The 15,666-nt window shown below is 58.6% G+C and carries 14 protein-coding genes; 7 read left to right on the top strand and 7 right to left on the bottom strand.

What is annotated here, in order from left to right; translation table 11 throughout:
- The first annotated feature begins 240 nt into the window (after positions 1-240).
- On the top strand, positions 241-1,740 hold the full coding sequence (locus IEX01_RS01595) for a PTS transporter subunit EIIC (RefSeq protein ID WP_024557353.1): 1,500 nt from the start codon (positions 241-243) through the stop codon (positions 1,738-1,740).
- A gap of 85 nt (positions 1,741-1,825) precedes the next feature.
- Positions 1,826-2,842, top strand: coding sequence for a Mal regulon transcriptional regulator MalI (gene malI / locus IEX01_RS01590; protein ID WP_024557354.1), 1,017 nt, complete (start codon positions 1,826-1,828; stop codon positions 2,840-2,842).
- A 142-nt stretch (positions 2,843-2,984) separates the two neighbouring features.
- Here malI and cysS read toward each other — a convergent pair whose 3' ends face one another.
- Entirely contained in the window at positions 2,985-4,370 is a 1,386-nt protein-coding gene (cysS, locus tag IEX01_RS01585; protein WP_024560827.1) for a cysteine--tRNA ligase, read from the bottom strand.
- 176 nt (positions 4,371-4,546) lie between these two features.
- Between cysS and ppiB the strand changes: the two genes are divergently transcribed.
- The 4 genes from ppiB to purK all read left to right on the top strand — a co-directional run bounded on the left by ppiB (position 4,547) and on the right by purK (position 7,473).
- Positions 4,547-5,041: a peptidylprolyl isomerase B gene (gene ppiB / locus IEX01_RS01580; RefSeq protein WP_024557356.1), complete on the top strand. Its 495-nt coding sequence runs from the start codon at positions 4,547-4,549 to the stop codon at positions 5,039-5,041.
- Between the two features lie 2 nt (positions 5,042-5,043).
- Entirely contained in the window at positions 5,044-5,766 is a 723-nt protein-coding gene (lpxH, locus tag IEX01_RS01575; RefSeq protein WP_188723154.1) for a UDP-2,3-diacylglucosamine diphosphatase, read from the top strand.
- A 133-nt stretch (positions 5,767-5,899) separates the two neighbouring features.
- Positions 5,900-6,409 carry a 5-(carboxyamino)imidazole ribonucleotide mutase gene (gene purE / locus IEX01_RS01570; RefSeq protein WP_024557358.1) on the top strand — a complete coding sequence of 170 codons (510 nt, stop codon included), beginning with the start codon at positions 5,900-5,902 and terminating at the stop codon, positions 6,407-6,409.
- A complete protein-coding gene (purK, locus tag IEX01_RS01565) occupies positions 6,406-7,473 on the top strand; it encodes a 5-(carboxyamino)imidazole ribonucleotide synthase (RefSeq protein ID WP_188723153.1) in 1,068 nt (355 codons plus the stop codon). Before purE ends, purK begins: the two co-directional genes overlap by 4 nt.
- A gap of 81 nt (positions 7,474-7,554) precedes the next feature.
- Here the strand turns inward: purK and IEX01_RS01560 are convergent, their stop codons facing one another.
- Together IEX01_RS01560 and IEX01_RS01555 are read right to left on the bottom strand one after the other, a co-directional pair.
- Positions 7,555-8,700 carry a trans-sulfuration enzyme family protein gene (locus IEX01_RS01560; RefSeq protein ID WP_024557360.1) on the bottom strand — a complete coding sequence of 382 codons (1,146 nt, stop codon included), beginning with the start codon at positions 8,698-8,700 and terminating at the stop codon, positions 7,555-7,557.
- Between the two features lie 11 nt (positions 8,701-8,711).
- Complete coding sequence (locus tag IEX01_RS01555; RefSeq protein WP_188723152.1) at positions 8,712-10,082, bottom strand: pyridoxal-phosphate dependent enzyme; 1,371 nt, start codon at positions 10,080-10,082, stop codon at positions 8,712-8,714.
- 353 nt (positions 10,083-10,435) lie between these two features.
- On the opposite strand from IEX01_RS01555, the gene mnmH reads away from it, so the two are divergent.
- On the top strand, positions 10,436-11,560 hold the full coding sequence (gene mnmH / locus IEX01_RS01550; protein WP_024557362.1) for a tRNA 2-selenouridine(34) synthase MnmH: 1,125 nt from the start codon (positions 10,436-10,438) through the stop codon (positions 11,558-11,560).
- Positions 11,561-11,590: 30 nt separating this feature from the next.
- Here the strand turns inward: mnmH and IEX01_RS01545 are convergent, their stop codons facing one another.
- The 4 genes from IEX01_RS01545 to IEX01_RS01530 form a co-directional block, all read right to left on the bottom strand.
- Complete coding sequence (locus IEX01_RS01545; protein WP_024557363.1) at positions 11,591-12,250, bottom strand: methionine ABC transporter permease; 660 nt, start codon at positions 12,248-12,250, stop codon at positions 11,591-11,593.
- A complete protein-coding gene (sfbB, locus tag IEX01_RS01540) occupies positions 12,243-13,259 on the bottom strand; it encodes a virulence-associated ABC transporter ATP-binding protein SfbB (protein ID WP_188723151.1) in 1,017 nt (338 codons plus the stop codon). Before sfbB ends, IEX01_RS01545 begins: the two co-directional genes overlap by 8 nt.
- Positions 13,260-13,322: 63 nt before the next feature.
- On the bottom strand, positions 13,323-14,159 hold the full coding sequence (locus IEX01_RS01535) for a MetQ/NlpA family ABC transporter substrate-binding protein (protein WP_024560593.1): 837 nt from the start codon (positions 14,157-14,159) through the stop codon (positions 13,323-13,325).
- A 296-nt stretch (positions 14,160-14,455) separates the two neighbouring features.
- Positions 14,456-15,601 carry a porin gene (locus tag IEX01_RS01530; protein WP_188723150.1) on the bottom strand — a complete coding sequence of 382 codons (1,146 nt, stop codon included), beginning with the start codon at positions 15,599-15,601 and terminating at the stop codon, positions 14,456-14,458.
- Positions 15,602-15,666: the final 65 nt, after the last annotated feature.

Below are 15,666 nucleotides of genomic sequence, written 5' to 3'. Positions count from 1 at the left end.
ATAAGCGTCGCAGAGCGCTCTGCCGCTTCTCTGCCGCCCTTCGCTCGCCTTTCCCCTCTTCCAGACCGCATTTTCTGATCGACTTCAAAGAATCGGAATTTCTTCTGACCGGGCGTTAAATTTCTGTTGCGCAGTTTGCGTGCACTGTAACAGCATAAGTAGAACGTTCTAGTAAAACGTTCTACTTAGATAAAACAGGGTCAAAAAGCCCGTATAAATCGTCTGTCGGGGGAAATCAGCATGAGTCTGATGTCAGGGTTGGTTAAATCGCTTTCCAGGCTTTCTATGATTGGCCGCGCGTTGATGCTGCCAATTTCGCTATTGCCAGCGGCAGGTCTGCTGCTGGCGTTCGGTGATAAGTTTCACTTGCCGCTGATGATGAACGCAGGCGGGGTTATTTTCGATAACCTGCCGGTGCTGTTCGCCATTGGTTCAGCCGTAGGTCTGGCGGCGGAATCTGGCATCGCTGCGCTTTCGGCGGCGGTTTCGGTGTTAATTGTTAACGTCACCATCGGCACCATGCTCGGCATTACGCCGGAAATGGCGGCCAACGGCGGCAAATATGCGTTGGTCATTGGCATCCCGACCTTGCAGATGGGGGTGTTTGGCGGACTTATTTGCGGCATTCTCGCCGCGTGGTGTTATAACCGTTTCCACACGCTGCAATTGCCGGAGTTTCTGGGCTTCTTTTCCGGCAAGCGCTTTGTCGCTATCGCCACCGCCCTGCTCTCCTTCCTGCTCGGACTGGTGCTGCCCTACATCTGGCAGCACATTCAGGCGGGCATCGACGCGCTTTCCATTGTGGTTAACGGTGACAACCAGGCGGCTTCGACCTTTATTTTTGGTCTGGTTGAACGTGCGCTTATTCCGCTTGGCCTTCACCATATCTGGTACCCGTCGTTCTGGTACTCCTTTGGCGATTACACCACCCAGTCGGGCCAGTTGATCCATGGCGATCAGACCATCTGGTTCAAAATGCTGGAAGAAGGCGTGAAAAGCTTCAGCAGCGACAGTTACCAGAACGCCGGTAAATTCCTGCAGGGCGAGTACCCGCTGATGCTGTTCGCGCTGCCTGCGGCTTGCCTCGCCATGTACCACGAAGCGAACACTAAAAATAAAAAGATCGCCTCCGGCATTCTTTTCTCCGCCGCGCTTACCTGTTTCCTGACCGGGATCACAGAGCCGGTTGAATTTACCTTTATCTTTGTGGCGCCTGTGCTGTATGTCTTTAACGCCATCATGGCCGGGCTTTCCTATATGTGCATGTACCTGCTGCACGCGCATATTGTGAAATCCTTCTCCGCCGGGCTTATTGACTATATCTCGTTTGGGATCCTGCCTTCGTTCAACGGTTACGAGACTAACTACCTGAACGCGGTCATCGTCGGCATCCCGATGGCGATTATTTATTACTTCACTTTCCGCTTCGTGATCCGCCGTTTTGATGTGAAAACGCCAGGGCGTGCGGATGTGGCGGCAAATGCGGATGATAAAACCGACGCGGAACTGGCGAACGACATTATCGGTCTGCTGGGCGGCGCTGAGAATATTTCAAGCGTTGGCTCCTGCATCACCCGCCTGCGTCTTGAAGTGGCGAAGCCGGAACGTGTGGATCGCGACGGCCTGAACAGCGTAGGCGCGCGCGGCGTGGTGTTCGTTGGCGACAGCGGTATCCAGGTTATCTTCGGCGCCCGGGCGCAATTTATCGCCCAGACCATGTCAGGCATGCTTGGCCGTTAAGGACGCGCCGTGCCTTTGCAAGCCTCCCGTATCGCTACGGGGGGCTTTGTGGTATCTAACGGATTAAAAAAGCAGAAGGGATCAGATGAAAAAAGTCAGCATCATCGATGTCGCTAAACGGGCGGAGGTTTCGGTTTCTACTGTCTCGTTAGTGCTGCGCCAGAAAGGCAAAATCTCAGAGGCGACGATCGCCCGCGTGCAGGCCGCCATTGAGGAGCTCGGTTACGTGCACAACGTAGCGGCGGCGAACCTGCGCGCCAGCACCTCGAATCTGATTGGCCTGATTGTGCATGACTTTAATGATGCTTTTTCGACTCGCGTGACGGCAAGCGTGGTGCAGGCGCTGGAAGCGCAAGGCTTTATGGTTTTTCTTACGCAGCCCTCAGACAACCCGCAGCGGCTTGAACAGTGCCTGCTCTCTTTTACGCGGCAGGGCGTGGCGGGCGTTATCTATCTGGCGGCGAACGCCACCCGCGACACCCTGCCTGAAGTGATTGAAAACTGCCCGCTGCCGCTGGTGGCGATTTCCCAGTCGCCGCTGCAAAGCGCGCGCGACCTGGTCATGCGGGATAATCGCCAGGCGGGCAGTCTCGTTACCCGCTATCTGATTGAGCGCGGCCATCGCAATATCGCTTATATCGGCGGCGGTAAAGATTGCCTGATACGCCAGCAGCGGCTGCTCGGCTACCAGGCGGCGTTGAAGCAGTACGGTATGCCGTGGCGTGAAGAGTTTACCCCAGCCTGCGCCGATGAAACCCATGCCGCAAGCCTCGCCACGCGTGAATTGCTGGAAGCGAACAATAAAATCACCGCCCTGCTCTGCCACTCGCCGAACGCCATTATCGGCTGCATCGACGGGATCCAGCAGGTCGGGCGCACCGTTGGCAAAGATGTGTTCCTGACCCAGCAGGTGTCGCTGGCGGGATTTGAAGACATGATGCACGTAAACCTCACCTCGCCCTCTTTCACCTATGTCTCTTCCGCAAGCGATGAAACCGGACGCCAGGCAGCCTCGCTGATGGTTCGCAAGATACGTGAACCGGAGCTGGCGGCGCAGCGCATTACGCTCTCGGGTCAGTTGGTGGTGCGCGGCTCCGCCTGAATGAAGACGCAGAAGCCGTCAGAATGGCATATAGAAAAGCGCTAAACGAACAGACGAGGCCTGCCAGAACGAGTACGCACCCGGTAAACCTAGTATGACTTTTTACGCCGCGCATAAAAAAAGCGGCTTTCGCCGCTCTTTCTTATTTACGTCGCCAGGTGGTGCCCTGCGGCCCGTCTTCCAGCACAATGCCCATCTCGTTTAAGCGGTCACGCGCCGCGTCCGCCGCCGCCCAGTCTTTCGACTTACGCGCTTCCAGACGCTTGTGGATCAACGCTTCAATTTCCGCCACTTCTGCGTCGTCCGCCTGCGCGCCGCTTTGCAGGAACTGCTCCGGCTCCTGCCCCAGCAGGCCCAGCACGGCGGAAAGTTTACGCAAATGCGCCGCAAGATGATTCGCCGCCGTCTTGTCTTCCGTTTTCAGGCGGTTCACTTCGCGCGCCATGTCGAACAGCACCGAGTAGGCTTCCGGGGTATTGAAATCGTCATCCATCGCTTCACGAAAGCGCGCTTCAAAGGCCTCGCCGCCTGCAGCGTCCACGCGGCTGTCAGTGCCGCGCAACGCGGTGTAGAGCCGCTCCAGCGAGGCGCGCGCCTGCTTTAAGTTCTCTTCGCTGTAGTTCAGCTGGCTGCGGTAGTGGCCGGACATCAGAAAATAGCGGATGGTTTCAGCGTCGTAATACTTCAGCACGTCGCGCACGGTAAAGAAATTGCCGAGGGATTTCGACATTTTCTCGCGATCCACCATCACCATGCCGGAGTGCATCCAGTAGTTCACATACTCGCCGTCATGGGCGCAGGTGGACTGCGCGATTTCGTTTTCATGGTGCGGGAACATCAGGTCTGAACCGCCGCCGTGAATATCGAAATGGCTGCCGAGCTGCTTGCAGTTCATGGCGGAGCACTCAATATGCCAGCCCGGACGCCCTGCGCCCCAGGGCGACGGCCAGCTCGGCTCGCCTGGCTTGGACATCTTCCACAGCACGAAGTCCATCGGGTTGCGCTTCACGTCCGCCACCTCAACGCGCGCGCCCGCCTGCAACTGCTCCAGATCCTGACGAGAAAGCGCGCCGTAGTTCGGGTCGGTCGGCACGGAGAACATGACGTCGCCGTTTTCCGCCACATAAGCGTGATCGCGGGCGATCAACTGCTCCACAAGCTCGATAATTTCATGGATATGCTGCGTGGCGCGCGGCTCGCTGTCCGGGCGCAGGATATTCAGCGCATCGAAATCTTTGTGCATCTCGGCGACCATGCGGTCCACCAGCGCGACAAAATTTTCGCCATTTTCATTCGCTCGTTTGATGATTTTATCGTCGATATCGGTAATGTTACGCACGTACTTCAGCTTATAGCCGAGGAAACGCAGGTAGCGCGCCACGACGTCGAAAGCGACAAACGTACGGCCATGGCCGATATGACAGAGATCGTAAACGGTAATGCCACACACATACATGCCGACTTCTCCGGCATGGATAGGTTTGAATTCCTCTTTTTGGCGACTCATTGTGTTGAAGATTTTTAACATCAGGAGATTCCGTATCAGTGTGTGGTAAAGACGAAAAGCGTTATGTTACCTCATAATTCAAACCGGAAGGAGCACACTTTGCAAGGTGATCGCTACCTGCAAGTTATGCTATAACAACAGCCTGACGTTGCCTGCGCAGCAGGCTTCAGCACTACTACACAGAACAGGATGCAAGCATGGTTACTTTTCACACCAATCACGGCGATATCGTTATCAAAACTTTTGACGATAAGGCGCCGGAAACTGTTAAGAACTTCCTGGACTACTGCCGCGAAGGTTTTTACGACAACACCATTTTCCACCGTGTGATTAATGGCTTTATGATCCAGGGCGGCGGTTTTGAGCCGGGCATGAAGCAGAAAGCGACCAAAGACGCTATCAAAAACGAAGCGAACAACGGTCTGAAAAATACCCGTGGTACGCTGGCGATGGCCCGTACTCAGGCGCCGCACTCCGCTACCGCGCAGTTCTTCATCAACGTAGTGGATAACGACTTCCTGAACTTCAGCGGCGAAAGCCTGCAGGGTTGGGGCTACTGCGTATTCGCCGAAGTGGTGGAAGGCATGGACGTGGTCGACAAAATCAAAGGCGTGGCGACCGGCCGCAGCGGCATGCACCAGGACGTACCGAAAGAAGACGTGGTAATCGAGCGCGTGACCGTCAGCGAGTAATCGTGGCCACACTCTTTATCGCAGATCTTCATCTGTGCGCAGAAGAACCGGCGATAACCGCCGGTTTTCTGCGTTTTCTGGCAGGTGAAGCGCGGCAGGCCGATGCGCTTTACATTCTCGGCGACCTGTTTGAAGCCTGGATTGGCGACGACGACCCGAACCCGCTGCACGCGCAAATCGCCGCCGCCATTCGCACACTGGTTGAAAGCGGCGTCGCCTGTTATTTCATTCACGGCAACCGGGATTTCCTGCTGGGCAAGCGCTTCGCCAGGGAAAGCGGCATGCAGCTTCTGCCGGAAGAAAAAGTGCTTAACCTGTACGGCAAACGCGTGCTTATTATGCATGGCGACACCCTCTGCACCGACGATGTGGGCTATCAGGCATTTCGCGCCAAAGTGCATCAGCCCTGGCTGCAAACCCTGTTTCTCGCCCTGCCGCTGTTTATTCGTAAACGCATCGCCGCAAAAATGCGCGCCGGCAGTCAATCCGCTAACCGCGTTAAAGATATGGCTATCATGGATGTGAACCCGCAAGCGGTAGCCGAAACGCTTGAGCGCCACCGCGTGCAGCACCTGATACACGGCCACACGCACCGCCCCGCCGTTCACGGGCTGAAGGCTAACGGCGAGCCCGCTTTTCGCTACGTTTTAGGCGCCTGGCATACGCAAGGCTCCATGATCAAAGTCACCGCCGAAAGCATCGAACTTATCGCCTTTGCGTTTTAACTTCTGCATGCCATTTTTGCCGCCGCGGCGGCCGCGCAACCGTTTTCCTTGCCGTAAAACCATGCTATTCTCGCACTCCTCGTAACGACGACTCGTTGTTTTGTCCGCACACCCCACAGGAGTTTTTAGACGTATGTCTTCAGGCAACCATCCGGCGCGTATCGCTATTGTCATGGGTTCGAAAAGTGACTGGGCCACCATGCAGTTCGCCGCTGAAATTCTTGATGCCCTCGACGTTCCCCACCATGTAGAAGTGGTTTCCGCCCACCGCACGCCGGATAAGCTGTTCAGCTTCGCCGAAGCGGCTCAGGCGAACGGCTTTCAGGTGATTATCGCGGGCGCGGGGGGTGCTGCGCATCTGCCTGGCATGATTGCGGCGAAAACGCTGGTGCCGGTACTGGGCGTGCCGGTGCAGAGCGCGGCCCTGAGCGGCGTCGACAGCCTCTACTCCATCGTGCAGATGCCGCGCGGCATTCCGGTGGGTACGCTCGCCATTGGTAAAGCGGGCGCGGCCAATGCCGCCTTGCTGGCGGCGCAAATTCTGGCGCAGCACGACGCGGCGCTGTTAAACCGCCTCAGCGCCTGGCGCCAGCAGCAGACGGATGAAGTGCTGGAAAACCCGGATCCGCGGGGTGCGGCATGAAACAGGTTTGCGTTCTCGGCAACGGTCAGCTTGGCCGTATGCTGCGCCAGGCGGGCGAGCCGCTGGGCATTCCGGTCTGGCCCGTGGGGCTGGACGCTGAACCGCAGGCGGTGCCTTTCAGCCAGAGCGTGATCACCGCGGAAATTGAGCGCTGGCCGGAAACCGCCCTTACCCGCGAGCTGGCGCGTCATCCGGCGTTTGTTAACCGCGACGTCTTCCCGATTATTGCCGACCGCCTGACGCAGAAACAGCTTTTCGACAAGCTGAACCTGGCCACCGCGCCCTGGCAGTTGCTGTCGCAGAAAAGCGAATGGCCCGCGGTGTTTGACCGTCTTGGCGAACTGGCGATAGTTAAGCGCCGCGTCGGCGGCTATGACGGGCGCGGCCAGTGGCGCTTGCGCGCTGATGAAACCGGGCAACTGCCAGACGACTGCTACGGCGAATGCATCGTCGAACAAGGCATTAACTTTACGGGCGAAGTATCGCTGGTTGGCGCCCGCGGCCACAATGGCGACACGGTCTTTTATCCGCTGACCCATAACCTGCATCAGGACGGCATTCTGCGCACCAGCGTCGCCTTCCCGCAGGCAAGCGTAGAGCAGCAGGCGCAGGCGGAAACGATGCTTTGCGCCATTATGCAGGAGCTGAACTATGTGGGCGTGATGGCGATGGAGTGCTTCGTGACGCCTGCCGGCCTGCTGATTAACGAGCTGGCGCCGCGTGTTCACAACAGCGGCCACTGGACGCAGAACGGCGCCTCCATCAGCCAGTTTGAACTGCACCTGCGCGCCGTGGTGGATTTACCGCTGCCGCAGCCGGTGGTCAACAGCCCTTCGGTGATGGTGAACCTGATCGGCACCGACCTTAACTACGACTGGCTTAAGCTGCCGCTGGTTCACCTGCACTGGTACGACAAAGAGGTGCGCCCGGGCCGTAAAGTGGGCCACCTGAACCTGAACGACAGCGACACGGCGCGGCTCTGCGCCACCCTGGAAGCGCTGGTGCCGTTGCTGCCGCCGGAATACGCCAGCGGCATCGCCTGGGCGCAGATGAAGCTGGGTTGAATAAAAGCGGGCCGCAAAGCCCGCTTTTTTTAACCCCGACGCCTGAAGGCGCTGCGCTTACCCACATTTTGCGAAAGCCGCTTATTCTCCCAGCGCCTGCGCTAAATCCGCAATCAAATCATCGGCATCTTCAATGCCCACTGAAAGGCGGATCAGCTGCGGCGTAATGTTGTTGGCGAGCCGTTGCTCAAGAGGAATGGACGCGTGCGTCATAAAAAACGGCTGGCTGACCAGGCTTTCCACGCCGCCTAAACTTTCCGCAAGCGTAAAAAGGCGCAGCTTTTTGATGACCTTCGCCGCCTGGCCTTCATCGCCTTTCACCACTACCGAAATCATGCCGCCCGGCCCGCGCATTTGCTGCTGTGCAAGCGGATGCTGCGGGTGCGTCTCAAGCCACGGAAAGAACACCGTTTCTACCTGTGGCTGCTGTTCAAGCCAGCGGGCGATTTTCAGCGCGTTGGCGCTGTGCTTTTCCATCCTCAGCGCCAGCGTGCGGATGCCGCGCAGGGTCAGGAAGCTGCTGAACGGGTCGAGCACGCCGCCCACCGCATTTTGCAGGTAAGCGAGCCTTTCGCGCAGTTCAGCGTTATCGCCCACCACCGCCAGCCCGGCGACCACGTCGGAATGCCCGTTCAGGTATTTCGTGGCGGAATGCACCACGATGTCGAAGCCCAGCGACAGCGGGCGTTGCAGGGCGGGGGAAGCAAAGGTGTTATCCGCCACGCTGATAACGCCATGGCGTCGGGCGATGGCCGCGATAGCCGCAAGGTCAGCCAGCTTGAGCAGCGGATTGGTCGGCGTCTCCACCCAGACCATTTTCGTTTCCGGGCGAATAGCCGCCTCCAGGGCTGCCAGGTCATCCGGCTTCACCCAGCTCACCGTCAGCCCGGCGGTGCGCTTGCGCACATTTTCCAGCAGGCGATAAGTGCCGCCGTATACATCGTCAATCGCCACAATATGGCTCTCTTTATCCAGCAGCTCCAGCACCGTGGAAATGGCCGCAAGACCGGAGGCGAAAGCGTAGCCCTGCGCGCCGCCTTCCAGCTCTGCGATAGCGCGCTCCAGCGCATGGCGGGTTGGGTTGCCGCTGCGCGAGTATTCATAGCCGGTATGCTCGCCCGGCGCGGGTTGGGCGTACGTGGAGGTGGCGTAAATAGGCGGCATCACCGCGCCGTGCTGGTCGTCGTGAGTGCCGCTGTGCACGCTCAGGGTGGCGAAATTATCCATGATAAAGCTCCTTATGATTCAAGCCGGTTGCGCCAGACGTTCAGCACGTCGGTGCGGGTAATAAGCCCGAGGAAACGGTCAGCGTCGGTCACGACCGCCACCAGCCCACGGGAGAAAACATCAAACAGCTCGCTCTCGCTGGCGCCCTTGTCGAGCGTTTCGACGCGCGGATTCATGGCGCCGGAGACCGGTTCAAGAAAGCGCGCGCTGTCGCCGCGCACCGCGTTAAGCAAATCCCACTCATCGACGATGCCGACCACGACGCCGCCTTCCAGCACCGGCAGTTGAGAAATATCGTAAAGCCGCATGCGCGCCAGCACCGTCGCCAGCGTGTCGTCAGGCGCGGCGGTCACTGTCGCCCCTTCGTCATGGCGAAAAGCGATGAAATCGCGCAGGTCGCCGGTTGAGGGCCGCTGAAGCAGTCCCTGCTGGCGCAGCCAGTCATCATTAAACATTTTGGAGAGGTATTTATTGCCGCTGTCGCAGGCGAAAGTGACCACCCGCTTCGGCGTAGTCTGGGTGCGGCAGTAGCGCAGCGCGGCAGCGAGCAGCGTGCCGGTAGAGGAGCCCGCCAGGATACCTTCGGTTTTTAATAGCTGGCGGGCGGTATCAAACGCCTGCGCATCGGAAATGCGGTAAGCGCGGCGCACGCCGTCAAGACGCGCGAGCGGCGGTATAAAGTCTTCGCCAATCCCCTCCACGCGCCAGGAGCCCGCCTCGCCGTGGCTTCCCTGCTCCACTTCATCCGCAAGGATCGAGCCCGCCGGGTCGGCGAGAATAAATTCCGTTTCGGGAGAATGCTGGCGAAACCAGGCCTGCAACCCGCCGAGCGTACCGCCAGAACCGACGCCCACCACAATCGCGTCGATTTTCCCTTCCGCCTGGGCATAAAGCTCCGGGGCGGTAGTGGTTTCATGCGCCAGCGGGTTGGCGGGGTTATTAAACTGGTCGATATAAAACGCCCCGGGCGTCTCCTGCGCCAGGCGCTTCGCATAATCCTGATAATAGGCGGGATGGCCTTTGTTCACGTCTGAACGGGTAAGCCGCACCTGTGCGCCCAGCGCCCGCAGGTGATAAATCTTCTCGCGGCTCATTTTGTCCGGCACCACCAGAATCAGCTGATACCCTTTTTGCGCGGCGATAAGCGCCAGCCCCAGGCCGGTGTTGCCCGCGGTGGCTTCAATGATGGTGCCGCCGGGGGCGAGCCGCCCCTGGCGCTCCGCCTCGTTTATCATCGACAGCGCTACGCGATCTTTAATAGATCCGCCGGGGTTCTGGTTCTCAAGCTTAAGCAGCAGCTCGCAGGGGCCGGTGTCGAGCTTTTGCAGCCGCAACAGCGGCGTGTTGCCAATCAGCTCGCTTACGGTATGGGCTATGGTCATTGCGGTTATCCAGTCACAACGGTATTGCGCAGATAATAGGACCGCCTTTTTTCGCCGTTAAAGAACCTTTACCCCCTGTTTAGAACCAAACGGAATATTCTGTGCTGTTTAGACATCGGGAAGGAAAGCGGTAAAGTCGTCCGGAAATATCGACGGCTAAAAAACCGTTAAACCGGCGCTTTTTGTGGTGAAATCGCCGCTTTTTCGCCGTTCTATTGCCAGTCTGCGTATGTCATTTACTGAAATTTAGCTAAGCGCTTAATGGCGCCGTTCAACCGGACGGGTGCAAAGTTTCTCCCTCCCGGCGTTCTGCGGGCGTAGAATGGCGCGGTTATGACGTTCAGGGGAGTTAAATGGAACAGAAGTTAACGGCGCGGCCCGACACCAGCGACTACCGCGCCCTGCTTGCGCAGGCGACGCCGCTTATCGACGTGCGCGCGCCGGTCGAGTTCACCCAGGGGGCGCTGCCGGCGGCCCTTAACCTGCCGTTGATGAATAACGAAGAGCGCGCCGCCGTCGGCACCTGTTATAAGCAACAGGGTCAGCAGGCGGCACTCGCGCTCGGCCACCGTCTGGTGCAGGGCGAAACGCGCGAGCAGCGCCTGGCGGCCTGGAAAGCCGCCTGCCTGCGCCATCCGCAAGGTTATCTCTACTGCGCCCGGGGTGGGCTGCGCTCGCACATCGTCCAGCAATGGCTGAAAGAGAGCGGCGTGGACTATCCGCTGGTTATTGGTGGTTACAAAGCGCTGCGCCAGGCGGCAGTCGACGCCATTGATGCGCTGGCGCGCCGTCCGCTGGTGCTGGTGGGCGGCTGCACCGGCAGCGGCAAAACCCTGCTGGTGCGCGAGATGGCGACGGGGGTCGACCTGGAAGCGCTGGCGCGCCATCGCGGCTCGTCGTTTGGCCGCACGCTTACCGCCCAGCTTTCACAGGCGAGTTTTGAAAACTGCCTTGCAGGCGACCTGCTGGCGCGTGAGGCGGTGTGGCAAACGCTGCCCTCGCCTTTCTGGGTGCTGGAAGACGAAGGGCGCACGATCGGCGCAAACCACCTCCCCGCCGCGCTTCGCGAGCAAATGGCGTGCTCGCCGGTCGCCGTGGTGGAAGAGCCGTTTGAACGCCGCCTTGAAAGGCTCGGGCAGGAGTATTTTGTCGCTATGCAGCAGGCCTGGTGCGAGGCTTATGGCGAAGAGGCGGGCTGGCGCGAATTTGGCGATTACCTGCATCAGGGTCTGTATGCCATTCGTCGTCGGCTGGGGTTGCAGCGCTTCGCCGCGCTTGCCGACATACAGGCGCAGGCGCTTTCGCGCCACCAGCAGACGGGCCGTCACGAGGCCCATTTTGACTGGCTGATCCCGCTGCTGAAAGAGTATTACGACCCGATGTACCGCTATCAGCTGGAGAAGAAATCAGCGAATATCGTCTTTCGCGGCGACTATGCGCAGGTGAAGGCGTGGCTTGAGGAGCGCTACGGCGGATAAAACAAGGGGCAGATTTCCTGCCCCCAGGCATCAATGCCGGTCTCGCTTGTCGGCGCGTTTCGCCAGCCAGTCGCCCAGCATTTGCACAACCTGCACCAGAACGATCAGCGCCACTACGGTGACGATCATCACCTGCGTCTCATAGCGGTAATAGCCGTAGCGAATCGCCAAATCCCCCACCCCGCCGCCGCCAACGATGCCCGCCATCGCCGAGTAGCCTATCAGGCTCACCAGCGTGATGGTCAGGCCGCGCAGCAATCCGGCGCTCGCCTCCGGCAGCAGTACGGTGCAGATAATGCGCATCGGGCTTGCGCCAAACGCTTCGGCCGCTTCGATAATCCCCCGGTCCACCTCGCGCAGCGCCCCGTCCACCAGGCGCGCGTAAAAGGCGATGGCGGCGACAGAAAGCGGCACCGAAGCGGCTATCGGCCCGATGGTGTTGCCAAGCAGAAACTGCGTCAGCGGCAGCAGCAGCACCAGCAAAATAACGAACGGCACCGAACGAATGATATTCACCAGCACGGAACTCACCACATTCACGACGCGGTTTTGCCAGAAGAGGTGCCGGTCGGTCACGAAAATAAGAAAACCAAGCGGCAGCCCGCCGACGATAGCCAGCAGCGTGGAGATGCCCAGCATCTGGAAGGTTTCGTTAAACGCGAGGCCCAGGTCGGCCAGTAAATCATCCATTAATCACCTCCACCTGCGCCGTACGCGCGCGAATGTGCTCCACCGCCGCCGCTACCGCTGCCGGGTTATCCTTCGCGGTGAGCTGCACCACTAAAATGCCGAGCGCCTGCTCGCCGATATACTCGATTTTGCCATGCAGGATATTCACCGCCACGCCGAAGTTTACCGCCGCTTCGCAGAGCACCGGCTGCTCGGCGGAGTCGCCCACAAACAGCACCTTCAGCAGCGACCCTTGCAGGTGCTGACGCACGCTAGCTGGCAGCGTCAGGTTGAGCGTGTGGGAGACTAACTGTTGGGTAAAGGGATGCTGCGGATGGGCGAAGATATTAAACACCTCGCCCTCTTCCACCACTTTGCCGCCGGACATCACCGCCACGCGGTCACAGATCGTTTTGACAACGTTCATCTCGTGCGTGATCAGCACAATCGTGATGCCAAGCTGCTCGTTGATCCGCTTCAGCAGCGCGAGGATCGTGGCGGACGTCTCCAGATCGAGCGCGGAAGTGGGCTCGTCGCACAGCAACACATCCGGGTGGTTGGCGATAGCGCGGGCGATGCCGACGCGCTGTTTCTGCCCGCCGGAAAGCTGCGCCGGGTAGCGGTTCGCTTTGTCGCTAAGCCCCACCAGCTCCAGGATTTCCGCCACGCGCGGGGCGATTTTCGCCCGCTCCCATCCCGCCGCCTTCAGGCTGAACGCCACGTTTTGGGCCACGGTACGGGTATGCATCAGGTTGAAATGCTGAAAGATCATGCCGATACGCTGGCGCGCCTGGCGCAGCGCCGCGCCGCGTAGCGCGGAAATTTCGGTGCCATTGACGGTTATGCTGCCTTCGCTCGGACGCGTTAAGGCGTTCAGCGTGCGCAGCAGCGTGCTTTTCCCGGCGCCGCTGGTGCCGACGATGCCAAAGATTTCGCCGGGGGCGATGCGTAAGCTGACGTTATCAACCGCGCGCGTGGCAGGCCCGCGCCGCGAAGCGAAATCGACGCAGACGTTGTTAATTTCAATCATGCGGAACCTCAATAAACAAAACGCGGGCAGGCCCCAAAGCCTGCCCGCGCAAAAGCGATGCGCTTACTGTTTTTTCGCCGCCGTCATCCAGTCCGGCTGCTGAAACGCGTTATAGATGTTTTTCGGATCGTTGATCACCGCGGCGTAAGCCGGGGATTTCACGACCGTAACAATATCTTTCGCGAAAGGTTTGTCCGCATCTTCCGTGCGCACCGCGATAATATTTTTCAGGTTCTCATCCAGCTGTTCCTGCTTCAGGGCAGTAGAGAGCTTAAGGCCCGCGGCGATAGCGAAGTTGCCATTTACCAGCGAAGCGGTTACGCCATCCAGCGTGCGGGGCAACTGCGCGGCTTCCAGCGGCTTAAAGACCAGCCCCTTCGGGTTGCTGGCGATATCGCGCTCGGAAGCTTTCGTCGGGTCAATATTCTCTTTGATGGTGATAAGCCCGAGCGACTGCAAAAAGCGCAGGCCGCGCGCCAGGTTGGTTGGGTCGTTGGAAAGCGTAATGATGTCGCCTTTTTTCAGCTCGTCGACGCTTTTGATTTTGCGCGAATAGAGCCCCATCCCTGCCGTGGGCACGGTAATCAGCTTCGTGAGCTTCAGCCCTTTGTCGGCGGTAAATTTTTCAAAATAGAGCGAGTGCTGGAAGAGATTGGCGTCGATGCTGCCGTTGGCGAGCGCCATGTTCGGCTGCACATAGTCGCTGAACTCGCGCACCACGACTTTATAGCCTTTCTCTTTAAGCGAAGGGGCGATGGCCTGCTTTACCATGTCGCCATACGGTCCCGGCGCCACGCCGAAAACGATAGTGTGCGGGTCGCTGCCGGCATGCGCGAGCTGTAGCCCGCAGGCCAGCAAAAGCGCGCCGGTTGCGGCGCGAAACGAGTGACGCAATCCCATAACTTCTCCATTTAAAACGTTGCGTTGCTGTGTGGTGCGCCGTGCTATGCGGCGCAATCCTTTCTTGCCCTGTGGATAAAGGCTTCGCTTAACATGGCACAGATCGCAAGCCGCTGTCCTTGAAATTATTTCAAGATGTAGCCGGATATGTCGTTGAATAGAGAGCAATAAGCTTATGCATTTTACGAATTTGCATAGCAGGAGAGCGGGAAAGCGCCGGACGGGCGGATGCCTGCCCGGCGTTGGGGTTAAACGCGTTGTCGCTCCGGCAGATAAAAGCGCGCCGGGCGCGCGGTTTAGAAGTCGTAACGCAGACGCACCAGGTTCATATCGCCCAGGTTGTCGGTACTGGAGGTAAACACGTGTTCGTAATCGACACGGAAGCCGTAATCCAGCTGGACGCTGACGCCTACGCCATTGTCGATGCGCTGGTAGTTGCGGCCGTTAACATATTCAATACGGTCGCCCATAAAGTAAGGCTGAATGGATTTTACCGCATACTGCCCCACCGGGAACTTATAACCGGCGAAGTATTCAATGCCCCAGGCGTCGCCCGCGAAATAATCATTCACCGAGACTTTTTTGGTGGTCATGAAGTTTTGGTACCAGCCGCCGCCTGCGGAGAGTGTCCAGTTATCCGGCGTCCAGCTCAGCGCGGTGCCTACGATATTCTGATCGTACGTTTTGCTGTCGTGGTTGTCCGGGTTACGCATATCCGCGCGGGTATAGTTCCACGCCGCGCCCCAGGCGAGATCGCCGGTCAGATGGTAATCAATACCTAAAGAACCGCCGCCTTTACGCTTGTAGCGCAGGCCGTTGCCCGGCAGAAATTCGCTGTCTTCAAACAGGTAGGAGGCAAAAATATCGGCATCGCCTACGGTTTTTCTGTACTTCAGCATCTTGCGCGAACGGTAAGAGCCATCGTAATCGCCGTTGATGCCGTTGCCCGGGGCCTGACCAATCATGTCATAGTCCCAGATATCGGTTTTCACGCCGACCACATCGTAATAAACGCTGTTCTGCTGGCCAAAGGTCAGCAAACCCCAGGTATCGCTCTTTAGCCCGGTATAGAGCATGCGGCGCGACGTGTCGCGAGCGCCGTCAGCATAGTGGTGGTCCCAGTTAAACTGCGCCGGAATATTGACGCCCAGCTCGTAGTAGCTCACCCAGCTAATGTCATCAAACAGATAGTAATCGGCAGCAAAGCGGAAGCGGGTGCCGCCGTCAAAGCCGTTACGCTTGTAGCTGTTTTTACCGTCGTCCCCGGTCATATTCTGGAACTGCGGACGAATACTGCCGCCAACGGTGAAGTTAAGACGGCTCAGCGGATTGCCCGCCTGCGGGTCTTGTTTAAGAACGGTGATTTCCGCCTGAGCGGCGCAAGAAAGCAGTGCCACCGCCGCGCCGACGGATGCCGCCAGCGCTTTCATTTTTATAGTCATTCTATTCCCTTGATAAATTGCCGTATAACATTTAGCAAGCGAATAATAACCAGGATTAATCCGGG

This window comes from Franconibacter daqui (genome assembly GCF_014644275.1).
GTDB lineage: Bacteria > Pseudomonadota > Gammaproteobacteria > Enterobacterales > Enterobacteriaceae > Franconibacter > Franconibacter pulveris.
The sequence above is the reverse complement of the archived record's forward strand: the minus strand, read 5'-3'. Positions and strand labels throughout refer to the sequence as shown.

Excerpts from the sequence above, each read along its gene's own strand:
- IEX01_RS01595 (WP_024557353.1), top strand. The coding sequence starts at position 241 with ATGAGTCTGATGTCAGGGTTGGTTAAATCGCTTTCCAGGCTTTCTATG.
- IEX01_RS01555 (WP_188723152.1), bottom strand. The coding sequence starts at position 10,082 with ATGACCATAGCCCATACCGTAAGCGAGCTGATTGGCAACACGCCGCTG.
- IEX01_RS01530 (WP_188723150.1), bottom strand. The coding sequence starts at position 15,601 with ATGACTATAAAAATGAAAGCGCTGGCGGCATCCGTCGGCGCGGCGGTG.
- IEX01_RS01560 (WP_024557360.1), bottom strand. The coding sequence starts at position 8,700 with ATGGATAATTTCGCCACCCTGAGCGTGCACAGCGGCACTCACGACGAC.
- IEX01_RS01535 (WP_024560593.1), bottom strand. The coding sequence starts at position 14,159 with ATGGGATTGCGTCACTCGTTTCGCGCCGCAACCGGCGCGCTTTTGCTG.
- purE (WP_024557358.1), top strand. The coding sequence starts at position 5,900 with ATGTCTTCAGGCAACCATCCGGCGCGTATCGCTATTGTCATGGGTTCG.
- cysS (WP_024560827.1), bottom strand. The coding sequence starts at position 4,370 with ATGTTAAAAATCTTCAACACAATGAGTCGCCAAAAAGAGGAATTCAAA.
- sfbB (WP_188723151.1), bottom strand. The coding sequence starts at position 13,259 with ATGATTGAAATTAACAACGTCTGCGTCGATTTCGCTTCGCGGCGCGGG.
- mnmH (WP_024557362.1), top strand. The coding sequence starts at position 10,436 with ATGGAACAGAAGTTAACGGCGCGGCCCGACACCAGCGACTACCGCGCC.
- IEX01_RS01545 (WP_024557363.1), bottom strand. The coding sequence starts at position 12,250 with ATGGATGATTTACTGGCCGACCTGGGCCTCGCGTTTAACGAAACCTTC.
- purK (WP_188723153.1), top strand. The coding sequence starts at position 6,406 with ATGAAACAGGTTTGCGTTCTCGGCAACGGTCAGCTTGGCCGTATGCTG.
- ppiB (WP_024557356.1), top strand. The coding sequence starts at position 4,547 with ATGGTTACTTTTCACACCAATCACGGCGATATCGTTATCAAAACTTTT.
- malI (WP_024557354.1), top strand. The coding sequence starts at position 1,826 with ATGAAAAAAGTCAGCATCATCGATGTCGCTAAACGGGCGGAGGTTTCG.